A 15677-nucleotide genomic window follows, 5' to 3' on the forward strand; every position below is an offset into this window, starting at 1 on the left:
TTATGAGGCGACAGAATCAATGACATCGACAATCTGGCCTGTTTTTGCATTGACCATAACTTCATATTGCTCCAGTTCGCCGAATGCCGAACGTGTCACGCCGGTCTTGTATACCTGGATGGTTTCTCCGTTTACCTGGTAGGGCTCGGGCTCTGTGTAAATCCATGATCCGTCTATCGGCCCGCGCTGTTTAAAAGCCGCTTTCACGATACGGAGCGCTTTTTCTGAAGAGATATAAGGTTTCATCGCATACTTTTTCACTGCGATGGCAGCGCATAATCCGACTCCTGCACCTAAGAGAAAATGACGTAATTTCAATATGAAGCACCTCCAATTATGTCGTAATTTTTATTATACAGAAGATGCCAGACGGTGTTAAGTAAAGCGGCGGTTTTCCAGCCCATTCAATCTGAGCGCTTGGAAAACGGTTGTTTTTCTAATAAAATAAAAGCATTACATAGAAATGAGGGGAAAATATGAATGAGGAAACGAAAACGCTTTTCCGGACGCTGACGCAGCTTCCCGGCGCACCGGGAAATGAACATCAGGTCCGCTCCTTTATGAAACGGGAGCTTGCGAAATATGCGGATGACATCGTGCAGGACAGACTCGGAAGTGTTTTCGGAGTAAGGCGCGGCGCTGAAGATGCGCCGACCGTTATGGTAGCCGGCCATATGGACGAAGTCGGGTTTATGGTAACGCAGATTACGGATAACGGCATGCTGAGATTTCAGACGCTCGGCGGCTGGTGGAGTCAGGTGCTGCTTGCCCAGCGCGTCGAGGTGCAGACGGATAACGGACCGATTATCGGCGTCATCTCAAGCATCCCGCCCCACATTTTAACGGATGCCCAGCGCGCAAAGCCGATGGAGATCAAAAATATGATGATTGATATCGGTGCCGATGACAGAGAGGACGCGGTCAAAATGGGGATCAGACCGGGACAGCAGGTCGTGCCTGTCTGCCCGTTCACCCCGATGGCCAACGAGAAGAAAATATTGTCCAAAGCGTGGGATAACCGCTACGGCTGCGGGTTAAGCATTGAACTATTAAAAGAGCTGCACGGAAAAGACCTGCCGAACAATCTGTACGCCGGGGCCACCGTTCAGGAGGAAGTCGGCTTGAGAGGGGCGCAGACAGCGGCCAACATGATTCAGCCTGATCTCTTTTTCGCGCTTGATGCCAGCCCGGCAAATGATATGAGCGGCGATAAGGAGCTGTTCGGCCGTCTCGGCGAGGGGGTGCTGCTCCGCATTCTCGACAGAACGACGGTCATGCACCGCGGGATGAGAGAGTTCGTCCTTGATATGGCGGAAACGCACAATATCCCTTATCAATATTTCGCTTCAGGCGGGGGAACGGATGCCGGACGGGTCCACATATCAAACAGCGGAGTTCCGTCTGCCGTCATCGGCATTTGTTCAAGATACATTCATACAAATGCCGCCATCATCCATGTCGATGATTATGCCGCGGCGAAAGAAATGCTCATTAAGCTGGTCATGGCGAGTGACAAACAGACGGTCGAAACGATCAGAGAAAATGTGTGAAAAAATAAGCAGGACCGCATAAGGCGGCCTGCTTATTCTGTTTCAAATAAATAAGAGAGTGCTTTCATCGCTTGATTGACGGTTTCCACCGTAATATTCGCTTTGCCGGAAAGCTCTTTCAGCGGATGATGCAGCTCTTTCGGACGGATGAGAATGAGCGGCTTGCCTTTTGCGATGGCATAAGAAGCATCCATCGCGGTATTCCACTGCTTATATTTCTCGCCAAACAGGGCGATCACAAAATCGGCTTTTTCCATCAGCACCTCTGTACGGAAATTGTTGATATCAGAAGCTCTGGCGTCTTTTAAAACAGAATCGGGCTGCACGCCCATAATCTCTTCTCCGATATTGTCTGAGCGTTCATGGTTTTCCATCGGGCCGACAAACGTAATCGGCAGGTCCAGCGCCGTTGCTTTTTGCTTAATCTCATCCCGCCAATTACTGTGGATTTCACCCGCTAAATACACGACAAACTGCATCTTTTGCCCCTCCTTATGTACATATTCAGATTTTCGTACGGCTACAAGCAAAATGGTAAACGAAACTTGCTTGATAATGCAAATGAAATATGATAATGATATTGCATATAGTTGGTCTTGCTGTAAACAGTCTGGTATGATCCAATTGGACAAACATCAGCATATAAAAAACTCATAATCCAGATGGAGGAATGACAATGAAAAAGATTGAAAGCACGGAAGAATTGCAAAAAGCGGTACAAGACGATTGGGCGGTATTTATGTTTTCAGCGGATTGGTGCCCGGACTGCCGCTTTGTGGAGCCGTTTCTCCCTGAGCTGGAAGCGGACTTTCCTGAATTCACTTATTACTACGTAGACCGCGATCAATTTATTGATACATGCGCGGAATGGGAAATTTACGGCATTCCGAGCTTTGTTGTGTTTAACGGAGGAAAAGAAGTGAACCGCTTCGTCAGCAAAGACCGTAAAACAAAAGAAGAAATTGAGCAATTTTTAACCGATTCCCTTGCTAAAGCATAAAGGAGGCCACGGGCTTTGAAAATGACGTCAAGGAAGCTGGCGGATTTATTAAAACAGCGCCTGCAGCACGAGAACCGATCCTTCTTTTTTGACAGAGAAAAAGACACCCTCCGTGTTGAGGATCAAACGACCAAAAAAGGCATCACATTGGAGCTCCCGCCGATCATTGCGAAGTGGGAGACGAAAAAAGAAGAAGCGATCGACGAAATCGTCTACTATGTGTCAGAAGCAATGGAGGCGATGGAAGGCAGCGGACAGGAGATGTCCGGAAAGGAAGCCGGTATCTATCCGGTCATCCGCTCCACATCATTTCCCGATCAAACGAGCGACGGCATTCCGCTCGTGTATGATGACCATACGGCCGAAACAAGAATCTACTACGCGCTTGACCTCGGCAAGACGTACCGCTTAATTGACAGCCGTATGCTCGAGAAAGAAAACTGGACAAAAGAACGGATCAGGGAGACGGCGTCATTCAATCTCCGCTCTCTTCCTTCAGTTGTGAAACAGGATACGGTTGCGGACAATTATTTTTATTTTTTCAGGGCGAATGACGGCTATGACGCCAGCCGGATTCTCAATGATTCGATTCTTCATGAATACAAGCAGGCCGCTGAAGGCGAATTGGCGATTTCCGTCCCGCATCAGGATGTATTAATACTTGCTGACATTCGAAATGAATCGGGTTATGATATTTTAGGGCAAATGTCCATGAGCTTCTTTGCAAGCGGCACGGTGCCGATTACGGCCCTTTCATTTCTGTATAATGAAGGCAGACTGGAACCTGTGTTTATCATGGCGAAAAGCCGGCCGAAAAAGGATTAGAAAGGATTTTTCTTATGAACGCTTTTTACAATAAAGAAGGTGTGGGAGATACGCTTCTGATCTCTCTTAAAGATGCGGCACGCGAAGAAATCGCCTATGAAAGAGAAGGCGATGTCATCAGAATCTTTAACAAAGAAACAAAAGAAACGACGGGCTTTAACATTTTTAATGTGTCTTCTTATCTACAGATTGAGGACAACGGCCCCGTCGCTTTGTCTGAGACATTCGTTCAGGATGTGAATGAAATACTGAACAGAAACGGCGTTTCAGAAACGCTGACGGTTGACCTTTCTCCGAAATTTGTTGTCGGTTACGTTGAATCGAAAGAAAAACATCCGAATGCGGATAAACTGAATATCTGCCAAGTGAATGTGGGAGAGGAAACCCTCCAAATCGTTTGCGGCGCGCCGAACGTGGACAAAGGGCAAAAAGTCGTCGTCGCTAAAGTCGGCGCGGTGATGCCGAGCGGACTTGTGATTAAAGACGCTGAATTAAGAGGCGTTCCGTCAAGCGGCATGATCTGCTCCGCGAAAGAACTCGCTTTGCCGGATGCGCCGGCGGAAAAAGGGATTCTTGTTCTTGAAGACAGCCGCGAGGCCGGCGAAGCATTTCAATTCTAACTCCCATAAATAAGCGCACAGAATCGAATGATGTGAGAGAAAGCCGTTAAGCAGGCCTGCTTAACGGCTTTCTTCAGTTGGGAGCTTAATCTTTTCTGAGCCGCCCGGCAATGGTATACTAAATATCGTCCCAGACTACTAAAAAGGGAGTTAGAGAGTGATTAAACATGAGTTGGCTGAATAAATTTTTTGACTTATTTTTAGGTGAAAAAGAAGAAGAGCATGAACGTGAACCAAACACGCATGCCCAAATCCCGAAACAGCAGATACCGGATCAGCCAGAAGGCAAATTCACGCGCATGGAAGATCCTAAAATATATTACGAATATCCGAAAGGGAATTTCCGCTTCCCCGTCGTTCCGGACGGCTATAAGCGAACGGAGCAAAACCAAAGACAGCGGGAAAGGCACGAACGCCGCCAGCCGTCCCGGGATTATGCCGCCGGGAAGGATCAAACCGAGCGGAAACAGCATACACATAAAGAGCCTGAAACGGTGAAAAAGCCCTTTAAACCGTCATCCATTCCTTCACCGGTTTACGGCTTTCAATCTCAGCAAAGCATAAAAAAAGCGCCTATATCCGAAAAGCGGCGTGAAGAGAACGTAACATTGCTGTCAGAGGAGCAATTTGTTCCGCCAAAAGCCGGTCAGGAAACGGAAAAAGAGCCCGTCTTCACAACATCCGGCATAACAAAACAGACGAATGACCGGCCAGACCCGTTTGCGAAACAAGAAACGGAAGAAATCCCGGCCGTTAAAAAAGAGGAGCTTCACACCGAGGCTGAGAATGCAAAAGAGCAAGTGTTTGCAGCAGCAGAACCGCAGCAGACTGAAGAGCGGGAGCACACGGAAAGCGCGGAGTCTGCCGGCTTTACAGAAGAACAAGAGCATGAACAAACCCGCCCGCAGCCTATTAAAGAGCCTGAATATGAAGCATCCCGAACGGCTGAAAACACAGAGGAACAAGCGGCTTCGCAGGAGGAATATCAGGAGCCTGAGCCGGAAAAAGCACCGCCTTTTGAAACCGCGGAAGAACCGGTGTATACATACACAGAACCCGGATACGATGAGGAAGTTCAGCCGCAGTCTGAAGACAAGCCCGAATCAGCTGAAACCGACGCGGAACAGGAAACAGACTCGCAGCCTGAGTACAATGAAGTCACGCGGCATTCAGACCCCGAGCCTGAACCTGCAAGCATCGAGACGGCCGATGCCCCGTCCCGGCCTGCCGAAGAAAAAACGGAGCATCAAGGACAGCCTCAGACTGTGAAAAAAGCGGAGCGGCCGAAAGAGCGCAATGTACCGTTTAACGTCATGATGCTTAAAAGCGATAAACACAAGCAGGCGAAGACGCCAGAGGGCGGAGCGAGCTATGTCTTTCCGAATCTGTCGCTTCTGGACGTACCGCCGGCGCAAAGACATGACGACCAATCGTGGATTGAAGAACAGCGCGAGCTTTTAAACGTTACGCTGAAAAACTTTAATGTGCGCGCCCAAGTCGTTCATGTCACACAAGGCCCGTCCGTCACACGTTTTGAAGTGCATCCTGAGCCCGGAGTGAAAGTAAACAAAATTACAAACTTAGCAGATGATATTAAACTGAGCCTGTCTGCCAAGGATATTCGGATTGAGGCGCCGATCCCCGGTAAAAACACGATCGGCATTGAAGTTCCGAACCGCGTAAGCAAAGTCGTCGATTTAAGGCAGATGATCAGAAGCGCCGCTTTCAGGACGAATCCGTCTCCGCTTACAGCCGCGCTCGGTGTCGATATTTCCGGAAACCCGGTCGTCATTGATTTGAAAAAGATGCCGCACGGGTTGATAGCGGGTGCGACAGGATCGGGAAAAAGCGTCTGCATCAATACCATTTTGGTCAGTCTGCTTTATAAGGCGGATCCGAGTGATGTCAAAATGCTTCTGATTGATCCGAAAATGGTCGAGCTTGCGCCTTATAACCAAATTCCGCATTTGGTCAGCCCCGTCATCACGGACGCCAAAGCCGCGACCGCCGCGTTAAAATGGGTTGTGGAAGAGATGGAACGGCGATATGAACTGTTTGCCCATTCGGGTGTGAGAGATATCGGCCGCTTTAATGAATTAACCGCCGATCATAAGACAGGCGAAAAGCTTCCGTACCTCGTAGTGGTCATTGATGAGCTTGCCGATTTAATGATGGTCGCGCCGAACGATGTGGAAGAAAGCATTGCCAGAATCGCGCAGAAAGCGAGAGCCTGCGGCATTCATCTGCTTGTCGCAACACAGCGTCCGTCTGTCGATGTCATTACCGGAATGATCAAGGCAAACATACCGACGAGGATTGCATTCTCCGTCTCAAGCCAGGTAGATTCCAGAACGATCATCGACATGGCGGGAGCGGAAAAGCTGCTCGGAAAAGGCGACATGCTGTACTGGGAAAACGGTACCGGAAAACCGGTGCGCCTGCAGGGCAACTTTGTATCCGACAGAGAAATTGACCGCGTCGTCTCTCATGTCAGAAAGCAGCTGCCGCCTTCTTATTTGTTTGAACAGGAAGAACTGATCAGGCAGGGAACCGCCCTTAAGGAAGAAGACGAACTGTTTCCTGAGGCGTGCCAATTCGTCGTGGAGCAAAACAGCGCCAGCACCTCAAGCCTTCAAAGAAGGTTCAGAATCGGTTATAATCGCGCCGCGAGGCTGATTGACATGATGGAAGCCGAAGGCATGATCTCAGAAGCGAAGGGCAGCAAACCCCGTGAAGTGCTGATTACGGCCGCTGACATTGCTCAAGAATAAGAATATCGTTCATTTTTCTCACAAACATGGTATGATAGTGGATGGACCATCAAAACTGCATCACTGTCACGCGCTGAAATATCATGCGGCAGGTTTAATCAAAAAGAAAGTTACAGATACTGACGATAACGTAAAAATAAATGGAAGCGCCGCTGTGCGGGCTTTTTGCCCGCGGCGGTCGCAAAATGAAATGAGCGTCATATACTGGGGAACAGATAGACGTTTGTTGGAGGTACGATTATGACTGTTTATCATTTTGTTGGAATAAAAGGGACAGGTATGAGCCCGCTTGCTCAAATCCTGCATGATACAGGGTATCAGGTGCAGGGATCGGATATCGAGAAGCAGATTTTCACTCAGGCTGCCCTTGAAAAAAGAAATATCCCGATCTATCCGTTCAGCGCCGATAACATCAAACCCGGCTTAACGGTAATCGCCGGAAACGCATTCCCTGATTCTCATCCGGAAATCGCAAAGGCGCTCGCTGAAGGGATTCCTGTCATCAGATATCATAAATTTTTAGCTGAATATATGAAAAAATACACAAGTGTCGCGGTAACGGGCGCACACGGCAAGACGTCCACAACGGGCCTCTTGGCACACGTGATGCAGCAGGCGAAGCCGACTTCGTTTCTTATCGGGGACGGAACGGGCAGAGGAAATGAAAGCAGCGAATACTTTGTATTTGAAGCCTGCGAGTACCGCCGTCATTTCTTAAGCTATCAGCCTGATTATGCGATTATGACGAATATTGATTTTGACCACCCTGATTATTTCGCCAACATTGACGATGTGTTTGATGCTTTCCAAAACATGGCGCTTCAAGTCAACAAAGGCATCATTGCCTGCGGTGATGACGAGTACCTGCCGAAAATTCACGCCAATGTGCCTGTCGTTTATTACGGCACGGGAGAAGAAAATGATTTTCAAGCGAGAAACATCGTGAAAAATACGGAAGGCACGACATTTGACGTCTTTGTCCGCAATACGTTTTACGATACGTTCTACATCCCGGCATACGGGCATCACAATGTCCTCAATTCCTTAGCGGTTATTGCGCTCTGCCACTATGAAGAGATAGACGTGAACATGATTAAGCGCGGACTTGAATCATTCGGCGGCGTCAAACGCAGATTCAATGAAAAAGTGATCGGCGGCCAGGTACTGATCGACGACTACGCCCACCATCCGACTGAAATCAAAGTCACGATTGAGGCGGCGCGTCAAAAATATCCCGAACGTGAAATCATCGCGGTATTTCAGCCGCATACGTTTACACGGACGCAATCATTCCTGGATGAATTCGCAGAAAGCTTAAGCGCGGCCGATCGCGTGTACCTGTGCGACATTTTCGGCTCTGCCCGCGAGAACGTCGGCAAGCTCACGATCACGGATCTTCAGGAAAAAATCGCTAACGCAGAACTCATTGAAGAAAATGACACATCCGTGTTAAAAGCGCATGAAGGCGCAGTGCTGATCTTCATGGGCGCCGGAGACATTCAAAAATATATGAGAGCCTATGAAAACGTCATAGCGTAACGAAAAAGCAGTGGGGCTCTCACTGCTTTTTTGCGCGTGCTGCAAAGGGATTTACCGAGAAACGGAGAAATAGTATACATACAGATCTTTCATATATGTTTATCATTTTAAGAATTGGGTATATACCACTATATCCTGCATTAAGGAGGTATTAGATGATCATCATTCTTTACTTAAGCGTCGCACTCATTGCCGTTGCATTTCTCATCCTCGTCATCTATCTGTCCAAAACATTAAAGTCCGTGCAGATGACTTTAACAAACGTTGCCTCGACTTTAGACGGCCTTGAAGGGCAGATGAAAGGCATTACCGCAGAGACAACCGAGCTGTTACATAAGACAAACCGTCTCGCGGAAGACATTCAGGAAAAATCAGAGAAATTAAATACGGTTGTCCATGCTGTCCAGGAAGTGGGAACTTCCGTCCAGCAGTTTAATACATCCATAAAGCAGGCAGCAGGTTCCGTTACGGCCTCTGTAAGAGAGAATCAGGATAAGATCAGTCAGGTTGTCACCTGGAGCCAGGCCGCTATGGAAATATGGGACAAGTGGAAGCAAAAGAAAAAAACATCGCTTTAATCATAAGAAAAATCCACTAAGGAGGAATCATAATGAGTAAAGATGGAATCAATAGTAAGGATTTTTTAATCGGAACGCTGATCGGGGGAATTATCGGCGCGACAACGGCGTTGTTTCTGGCGCCTAAATCAGGTAAGGAGCTGCGCGACGATCTCGGCAGTCAGGCTTCTGCGTTAAAGGATAAGACGGACAGAATGACGGCCGACGCGAAAGAAAAAGGCTCTCAATATGTCAGCATCGCCAAAGACAAAACATCTAATATCACCCAGCTGGTAGCTGATCAGTCAGGCCAGATTATGAATAAAGTGAAGGATTTAAAAGACCGTTCTAAGAGCACACTAACCGAGAAAGCCGAAGAGACGAGAAGCGAAATGCAGGACACGGCCCAAAGCATCAAGGCCGAAGCGGAAGACGCCGGGGAAAAAGCCGGTCAGGCAAATCGCTGATCTTCAATAAGGAGAGATAACCGACATGACAAAACAGCTGATATCGTCTGAAGAAGAGTTCAAAAATGCCGTTGAGAAAGAAAACAAGCTGGTGTTTTTGAAACACAGCACAACCTGCCCGATCAGCCAAGCCGCGTTTCAGGAGTTTGACGCCTTTGCATCGGCGCATTCAGAAGTGCCTTCTTATTACCTGCAGGTGCAGGACAGCCGGCCGCTTTCAAACTATATCGCCGAGACATACGGCGTGAAACATGAAAGCCCGCAAGTATTCGTCATTGCAAACGGCGAAGTGAAATGGCACGCGTCTCATTCACAAATCACAAAAAACGCAATAGAGCAGCACCTTTCATAATTGCTGGCCGCCGGTTGATACCGGCGGTTTTTTTTTTGAAAAAAACTATTGATCATTTCAGCCGGATCATGTAGGATATCAATATATACCGCTTCAACGCATAAAAGCTTAAAAGCGTTTTGGTGATAAAGCCGAATGTGAAAAAATTTATTATTTCATATTCCTATTTTCGCATAACTGTAGTAAGATGCATGTTAACCATTAAAATAAAACATAGCATAGAAGGGATGAAAAAGATGAGCAACAAGGAATTAGAGAGCCTAAGACAGCAGGCAGACGCACTAAACTTAGAAATCCTTAAATTAATCAATGAACGCGGAGCCGTTGTAAAAGAAATCGGTAAAGCAAAGGAAGCACAGGGTGTCAACCGATTTGACCCTGTCAGAGAGCGTACAATGCTTAACCGCATAATTGAAAGCAATGACGGCCCATTTGAAAACTCAACGATCCAGCATATTTTCAAAGAAATTTTCAAAGCCGGACTTGAACTTCAAGAAGAGGATCACAGCAAAGCGTTGCTCGTCTCCCGGAAGAAAAAAGCAGAAGATACGATCGTTGACATTAAAGGCGAAAAAATCGGTGACGGCGATCAGAGATTCATCGTCGGACCTTGTGCCGTAGAAAGCTATGAGCAGGTTGCCGAAGTAGCGGCCGCAGCGAAAAAACAAGGCATTAAAATCCTGCGCGGGGGCGCGTTTAAACCCCGCACAAGTCCGTATGATTTCCAAGGTCTCGGCGTAGAAGGCCTGCAAATTCTTAAACGAGTCGCTGATGAATATGACCTCGCGGTGATCAGTGAAATCGTAACGCCCGCACACATTGAGCAAGCGATTGATTACATTGACGTCATTCAGATCGGCGCGCGGAACATGCAAAACTTTGAATTGCTGAAAGCCGCCGGTTCCGTTAAAAAGCCGGTATTGTTAAAACGCGGTCTTGCCGCAACAATTTCAGAGTTCATCAATGCAGCTGAATACATCATGTCACAAGGAAACGACCAAATCATTCTTTGTGAGCGCGGTATCAGAACGTACGAAACGGCAACGAGAAACACACTCGACATTTCTGCCGTGCCGATTTTGAAACAGGAAACTCACTTGCCGGTGTTTGTTGACGTCACACATTCAACAGGCCGCCGCGATCTCCTGCTTCCGACAGCAAAAGCGGCGCTTGCGATCGGCGCTGACGGCGTGATGGCCGAAGTTCACCCTGATCCTTCCGTTGCCCTTTCAGACTCTGCGCAGCAGATGGATATACCTGAATTCGAGAAATGGCTGAACGAATTAAAGCCAATGCTGAAAGTAAAAGCATAATACAACGTTCCGCTCTTTAAAGGCCGCCTCGCGCGGCTTTTTTTCGTATCTTCATTTTATTTAATTATAAAATGAAAGTGAACGTTTTCATCACTGGGAAAAACGTGTATAATTTCATGAGAGATATTTAAATTTGATGAATAATGAAAAATAATGTACACTACTGACTTACGCTTACAATCATAAACGACAGAATGCGAAATCGTACGACATTTCTTTACATAAAGTGTTTATGCTATAGATAAGGATAAGTGTATCCAGTAAAAGGAGTGGTTTCAGTGAGCAACATTACGATATACGATGTGGCCAGAGAAGCAAATGTCAGTATGGCGACTGTTTCCCGCGTCGTGAACGGCAACCCGAATGTAAAACCGACGACCAGAAAAAAAGTATTGGAAGCCATTGACCGGCTCGGCTATCGCCCGAATGCGGTGGCAAGAGGGCTTGCAAGCAAAAAAACGACTACGGTCGGCGTCATCATCCCTGATATCTCAAGCATTTTCTACTCTGAACTTGCGCGTGGAATTGAAGATATCGCGACGATGTACAAATATAATATTATTTTAAGCAACTCGGACCAAAATCTTGAGAAAGAACTGCATCTGTTAAATACGATGCTTGGCAAACAAGTGGACGGTATCGTATTTATGGGCGGCAACATTACGGACGAGCATGTCGAAGAATTTAAGCGCTCTCCTGTGCCGATCGTCTTGGCGGCATCAGTGGAAGAACAGGGCGAGACGCCTTCTGTCGCCATTGATTACGAACAGGCGATTTATGATGCCGTTAAGCTTTTCATTGATAAAGGGCATCGCGATATTGCATTCGTCTCCGGACCGATGCAAGAGCCGATCAACCGTTCGAAAAAACTGCAAGGGTACAAACGGGCGCTTGAAGAAGCGGCGATTCCGTTTAACGAGCAATTCGTAGCGGAAGGCGATTACACTTATGATTCCGGTATGGAGGCGCTTCAAAGCTTGATGGGCCTTGACCGGAAACCGACGGCGATTCTTTCTGCGACGGATGAAATGGCCCTCGGCATTATCCATGCGGCCCAAGATCAAGGTCTTTCGATACCTGATGATCTTGATATTATCGGTTTTGACAATACGAGATTGAGCCTGATGGTCCGCCCTCAGCTTTCAACAGTCGTGCAGCCTACGTACGATATCGGCGCCGTGGCGATGAGACTTTTGACAAAACTGATGAACAAAGAGCCGGTTGAAGAGCATATCGTCGAATTGCCTCACCGCATCGAATTAAGACAATCAACCAAGTCATAAAAAAACGGAAAAGCAAGCTTCACTCTGAGGGGTGGAATCTTGCTTTTTTACTTGAGTAAGGAGAAGATATGAAACGTTTTGATTATCTGACGCCCGTTGGCTTTATGTTAGGCTGTATTATTGTCGCAATCGGTATTCTGTCAGGGACGGGACTGGCGGGAATCAGTTCATTTTTAGATCTGACTTCTTTTTTAATCGTCACAGGCGGCCTTGCTGCGGCGATCTTTATCAGCTTTCCGCCGAGGGATTTAAAGAAAACCCCTTCTGTTCTGAAACAGGTATTCTCCCGTCAGGATGACAATGTGAAAGAGCTTGTCAGAGTATTTGTCAGCCTTTCGGAGCAGGCGCGCAGGCAGGGGCTTCTGTCTCTGGATGACCAGGCGCGTGAGATCAAGGATCCGTTTTTAAAAAAAGGGCTTTTGCTTGCGATTGACGGCTGGGACGAGGAAACGATCCGGCTGGTAATGGATTCTGAGATCGCCGCAATGGAAGAAAGACACAGAAAAGGAAGACGCGTTTTTGAAAAAGCCGGTGATTTCGCACCCGCCTGGGGAATGATCGGGACGCTCGTCGGACTCGTTCTCATGCTCAAAAACTTAAATGACCCGCATACCCTCGGACCGAACATGGCCGTTGCGCTATTGACGACGCTGTACGGAGCGCTGCTTGCCAACTTGGTATTTATCCCAATCGCGGCAAAGCTTGAAGAAAAAACGGAAAGTGAAATTTTCATCAAACAGGTCATGATCGAAGGGGTTGTCGGCATCCAATCGGGCAAAAATCCCCGCAACCTCGAAAGTCAGCTCGTCGTCTTCAGCTCAAGAGAAGACTGGCGTAAAGGACAGCCTGCGAACAAGAAAAAGGGCGCTGTCCATGAAGCTTAGAAAAGAGCGTTTTGAAAGAAGAAACAAACCGGAACATTCCGGCGGTTCACCGAGATGGATGGTGACGTTCGCTGACTTGATCACGCTCATTCTCGTGTTCTTTATATTGCTTTTTTCGATGTCGCAAATAGACGCGGAAAAATTTCAATCTGCCGTTTCATCGATTCATACAAACGGCAGCGGGGGTGAACCGGCGTCATCAGACAAAGCAAATGAACATAAAGAACAGGATTTGCTCCTGCAAAACGTGAAGACATACATAAAAGCGCATCATTTGAGTTCGAAATTGACAGCGAAGCGCGATGAGCGCGGAGTGGTTCTGGTGCTGCAGGAGGCCGTTCTGTTTCAGACAGGAAAAGCGGATGTGCTGAAAAACGCCGAGCCGGTTCTGCATCAGATCGCGGTGCTTTTAAAAACAATTCCGAATGACATACAGGTAGAAGGCCATACGGACAGCCGCCGGATTTCCACCTATCAATTTCCGTCAAATTGGGAGCTGTCGTCTGCAAGAGCGGCGAGTGTGATCCGGTATTTTACCGCGAATGAAGACTTTTCCGCCAAACGGTTTATCTCTGCCGGGTATGCGGATACGAAACCTGTGAAGGACAACAAAAGTCCCGGACATATGAAAGAAAACCGCCGTGTAGAAATTGTGATCAAAAAAACGACCTCCTCATAAGGTCGTTTTTTATTTTGTTTTATACCGCTGCTCAGACCGGATGGCAAAAAGTGCTTTTTCCACGGTTTGGGCATTTTTTTCTGAAATTTCATCTTTGCGGGGAATCGGAGGATATAATTGTTCAGGATCACTCCAAAAAGCGGGCAACGTGCAGGGGGAGTGCTTCTGCCATTTATCAATCCATTTCTGCGGTATGCGTTCCCCGGGATCAATCCCTTTCATCTCAAGCCAAATGCGGCTCCATGCTCTCGGGACGACTCTCCAAATATCGTATCCGCCGCCGCCGACCGCGATCCATCTGCCGCTGCAATATTGATGGGCTAATGAATGAGCAAGCCGCGGGATCTCCTGATAAATGGAGATTGTATTGGACAGGTGTGTCAATGGGTCGTAATAATGGGCGTCCGCACCATTTTGGGTAAGAATCACATCCGGCTTGAAAAAAGCCGCGATTTCTGAGGCGGCCGTATTGTAAGCGTGAAGAAAGGAATCATCCTCTGTGAAAGCGTCCAGCGGAATGTTAAAAGAATAGCCGTAGCCTTGCCCGCTTCCTTTTTCCAGTACCTGTCCCGTCCCGGGAAATAAATAACGCCCGGTCTCGTGAAAAGAAACAGTGCAGACATCAGACCTGTCGTAAAACGTAAATTGAACGCCGTCGCCGTGATGGGCGTCTGTATCAATGTATAACACTTTTGCCCCGTAGTTCTTCTGGATGTATTGGATGGCCACGGCGCTGTCATTATAGATACAAAAGCCTGAGGCCCTGCCGCGGAAGCCGTGGTGAAGGCCGCCTCCTAAATTGCAGGCGTGCCTGGCTTGTCCCGTCATGACATAATCAGCCGCCGTTAAGGTGCCGCCCACCAGAAGTGACGCGGCTTCATGCATGCCGGCAAAAACGGGGGTGTCTTCCGTTCCGAGACCGTAGCTTTCTCCTTCTGCGGCAGGGAGCCGGCCCGCACCCGCTAGTTCCACCGCCTGTATATAATCCTCCGTATGAACGAGAGCCAGCTCTTCTTTAGCGGCCGTGCGCGGTGTGACGATATCTCCTTCGTCAAACGCATCCGCCGCCTGAAGCAGATCGTATGTTAAAAGCACACGACGCTGATTGAACGGATGTTCCTGATGAAATTGATACGTCTGATAAGAAGGCGAGTAAACAAAAACGCTGTCTCTCATGGCTGATCCCTCAAATGTTTCGGCCATAAGACATTGTATCCGGCTTCTTGAACGGCACGGATAAAAGGGAGCGGATTCATCGTCTTCACCCGGAAGACGAGAATGTTCGACCCGGCGGAATCATGGGGATAGACGAGCACACTCAGGATTTGCAGCTGAAGATCGCGGCACATGCAGCTGAGATCAGCAAGGCTTTTTGTCATATCCGTCACCAGGATTTCCACCTGTGATCCCGGCTGGGCCGCGCCTGTCAGGCTGACGAAAGTCCGGAGCACGTCGGTTTTCGTTAAAATGCCCGTCAGCTTATGGTTTACCGTAATCGGCAGACAGCCGATGCCGTGCTCATAAAAGGAAGCGGATATTTCTTCCACAAAGTCAAGCGGATGGGCGCAGATGACATTCCGCATCATAATGGTCTCCACTTTGTTTGTCAGAAATGCGCCGCGTTCCTTTTGTTCAAAGCTGCCGGGGCCGGCCTGTTTAATGTCTCTGTCTGTGACAATACCGATGACGTGCAGCTCGTCGTCGATGACAGGGAGATGGCGGATATGATATATCTTCATTTTACGGACGGCTGTTTCAATGGAGTCGTGTTTTGAGACGGTGATGACGTCCCGTTTCATGATTTGTTCTGCAATCATCTTTTTATCCCCTTTGTATG

17 protein-coding genes are annotated in these 15677 nt (G+C 48.0%); 13 read left to right on the forward strand and 4 right to left on the reverse strand.

The features are described from left to right. Window positions 1-318 carry a PepSY domain-containing protein gene (locus tag SB24_RS15215; RefSeq protein ID WP_003152366.1) on the reverse strand — a complete coding sequence of 106 codons (318 nt, stop codon included), beginning with the start codon at window positions 316-318 and terminating at the stop codon, window positions 1-3. 158 nt (window positions 319-476) lie between these two features. Here SB24_RS15215 and SB24_RS15220 point away from each other — a divergent pair, with 158 nt between their 5' ends. After that, window positions 477-1550 (forward strand): M42 family metallopeptidase, encoded by a 1074-nt coding sequence (locus SB24_RS15220; RefSeq protein WP_003152370.1) that lies wholly within the window; start codon window positions 477-479, stop codon window positions 1548-1550. A gap of 32 nt (window positions 1551-1582) precedes the next feature. Here the strand turns inward: SB24_RS15220 and SB24_RS15225 are convergent, their stop codons facing one another. Next, on the reverse strand, window positions 1583-2029 hold the full coding sequence (locus tag SB24_RS15225) for a YtoQ family protein (protein ID WP_007408781.1): 447 nt from the start codon (window positions 2027-2029) through the stop codon (window positions 1583-1585). Between the two features lie 197 nt (window positions 2030-2226). Here SB24_RS15225 and SB24_RS15230 point away from each other — a divergent pair, with 197 nt between their 5' ends. The 12 genes from SB24_RS15230 (at window position 2227) to motS (ending at window position 13840) form a co-directional block, all read left to right on the forward strand. Further along, window positions 2227-2550, forward strand: coding sequence for a thioredoxin family protein (locus SB24_RS15230; protein WP_003152373.1), 324 nt, complete (start codon window positions 2227-2229; stop codon window positions 2548-2550). A gap of 15 nt (window positions 2551-2565) precedes the next feature. Further along, window positions 2566-3375 carry a DUF1444 domain-containing protein gene (locus tag SB24_RS15235; protein ID WP_012118213.1) on the forward strand — a complete coding sequence of 270 codons (810 nt, stop codon included), beginning with the start codon at window positions 2566-2568 and terminating at the stop codon, window positions 3373-3375. A 14-nt stretch (window positions 3376-3389) separates the two neighbouring features. After that, window positions 3390-3995: a YtpR family tRNA-binding protein gene (gene ytpR, locus SB24_RS15240; protein ID WP_033574220.1), complete on the forward strand. Its 606-nt coding sequence runs from the start codon at window positions 3390-3392 to the stop codon at window positions 3993-3995. 167 nt (window positions 3996-4162) lie between these two features. Further along, window positions 4163-6766: a DNA translocase FtsK gene (locus SB24_RS15245; RefSeq protein ID WP_039254181.1), complete on the forward strand. Its 2604-nt coding sequence runs from the start codon at window positions 4163-4165 to the stop codon at window positions 6764-6766. A gap of 240 nt (window positions 6767-7006) precedes the next feature. Beyond that, window positions 7007-8305, forward strand: a complete 1299-nt coding sequence (gene murC, locus SB24_RS15250; RefSeq protein ID WP_039254183.1) for a UDP-N-acetylmuramate--L-alanine ligase — start codon at window positions 7007-7009, stop codon at window positions 8303-8305. A gap of 155 nt (window positions 8306-8460) precedes the next feature. Next, window positions 8461-8883, forward strand: coding sequence for a DUF948 domain-containing protein (locus SB24_RS15255; RefSeq protein WP_007408777.1), 423 nt, complete (start codon window positions 8461-8463; stop codon window positions 8881-8883). A gap of 32 nt (window positions 8884-8915) precedes the next feature. After that, window positions 8916-9329: a YtxH domain-containing protein gene (locus SB24_RS15260; protein ID WP_003152380.1), complete on the forward strand. Its 414-nt coding sequence runs from the start codon at window positions 8916-8918 to the stop codon at window positions 9327-9329. A gap of 25 nt (window positions 9330-9354) precedes the next feature. Further along, window positions 9355-9681: a bacillithiol system redox-active protein YtxJ gene (ytxJ, locus tag SB24_RS15265; protein ID WP_033574218.1), complete on the forward strand. Its 327-nt coding sequence runs from the start codon at window positions 9355-9357 to the stop codon at window positions 9679-9681. Between the two features lie 236 nt (window positions 9682-9917). Continuing rightward, on the forward strand, window positions 9918-10994 hold the full coding sequence (locus SB24_RS15270) for a bifunctional 3-deoxy-7-phosphoheptulonate synthase/chorismate mutase (RefSeq protein ID WP_003152383.1): 1077 nt from the start codon (window positions 9918-9920) through the stop codon (window positions 10992-10994). 278 nt (window positions 10995-11272) lie between these two features. After that, complete coding sequence (gene ccpA, locus SB24_RS15275) at window positions 11273-12277, forward strand: catabolite control protein A (RefSeq protein ID WP_003152385.1); 1005 nt, start codon at window positions 11273-11275, stop codon at window positions 12275-12277. A 68-nt stretch (window positions 12278-12345) separates the two neighbouring features. Beyond that, window positions 12346-13161, forward strand: a complete 816-nt coding sequence (gene motP, locus SB24_RS15280; protein WP_007408775.1) for a flagellar motor protein MotP — start codon at window positions 12346-12348, stop codon at window positions 13159-13161. Next, the gene (gene motS, locus SB24_RS15285; RefSeq protein WP_039254186.1) at window positions 13151-13840 is read left to right on the forward strand and encodes a flagellar motor protein MotS; all 690 of its coding nucleotides are present in this window, start codon (window positions 13151-13153) and stop codon (window positions 13838-13840) included. Before motP ends, motS begins: the two co-directional genes overlap by 11 nt. A 9-nt stretch (window positions 13841-13849) precedes the next feature. On the opposite strand, the gene SB24_RS15290 is transcribed toward motS, so the two are convergent. Continuing rightward, window positions 13850-15016, reverse strand: a complete 1167-nt coding sequence (locus SB24_RS15290; RefSeq protein WP_039254188.1) for an acetoin utilization protein AcuC — start codon at window positions 15014-15016, stop codon at window positions 13850-13852. After that, window positions 15013-15657, reverse strand: a complete 645-nt coding sequence (locus tag SB24_RS15295; RefSeq protein ID WP_039254191.1) for an acetoin utilization AcuB family protein — start codon at window positions 15655-15657, stop codon at window positions 15013-15015. Before SB24_RS15295 ends, SB24_RS15290 begins: the two co-directional genes overlap by 4 nt. Between the last annotated feature and the right edge of the window lie 20 nt (window positions 15658-15677).

It is taken from the genome of Bacillus sp. Pc3 (assembly GCF_000815145.1).
In the GTDB taxonomy this organism is placed as follows: Bacteria; Bacillota; Bacilli; order Bacillales; family Bacillaceae; genus Bacillus; species Bacillus velezensis.

Coding starts and splice junctions, on each gene's coding strand:
- SB24_RS15220 (WP_003152370.1), top strand. CDS start 477: ATGAATGAGGAAACGAAAACGCTTTTCCGGACGCTGACGCAGCTTCCC.
- SB24_RS15225 (WP_007408781.1), bottom strand. CDS start 2,029: ATGCAGTTTGTCGTGTATTTAGCGGGTGAAATCCACAGTAATTGGCGG.
- SB24_RS15230 (WP_003152373.1), top strand. CDS start 2,227: ATGAAAAAGATTGAAAGCACGGAAGAATTGCAAAAAGCGGTACAAGAC.
- ytpR (WP_033574220.1), top strand. CDS start 3,390: ATGAACGCTTTTTACAATAAAGAAGGTGTGGGAGATACGCTTCTGATC.
- SB24_RS15245 (WP_039254181.1), top strand. CDS start 4,163: ATGAGTTGGCTGAATAAATTTTTTGACTTATTTTTAGGTGAAAAAGAA.
- murC (WP_039254183.1), top strand. CDS start 7,007: ATGACTGTTTATCATTTTGTTGGAATAAAAGGGACAGGTATGAGCCCG.
- SB24_RS15255 (WP_007408777.1), top strand. CDS start 8,461: ATGATCATCATTCTTTACTTAAGCGTCGCACTCATTGCCGTTGCATTT.
- SB24_RS15260 (WP_003152380.1), top strand. CDS start 8,916: ATGAGTAAAGATGGAATCAATAGTAAGGATTTTTTAATCGGAACGCTG.
- ytxJ (WP_033574218.1), top strand. CDS start 9,355: ATGACAAAACAGCTGATATCGTCTGAAGAAGAGTTCAAAAATGCCGTT.
- SB24_RS15270 (WP_003152383.1), top strand. CDS start 9,918: ATGAGCAACAAGGAATTAGAGAGCCTAAGACAGCAGGCAGACGCACTA.
- motP (WP_007408775.1), top strand. CDS start 12,346: ATGAAACGTTTTGATTATCTGACGCCCGTTGGCTTTATGTTAGGCTGT.
- motS (WP_039254186.1), top strand. CDS start 13,151: ATGAAGCTTAGAAAAGAGCGTTTTGAAAGAAGAAACAAACCGGAACAT.
- SB24_RS15290 (WP_039254188.1), bottom strand. CDS start 15,016: ATGAGAGACAGCGTTTTTGTTTACTCGCCTTCTTATCAGACGTATCAA.
- SB24_RS15295 (WP_039254191.1), bottom strand. CDS start 15,657: ATGATTGCAGAACAAATCATGAAACGGGACGTCATCACCGTCTCAAAA.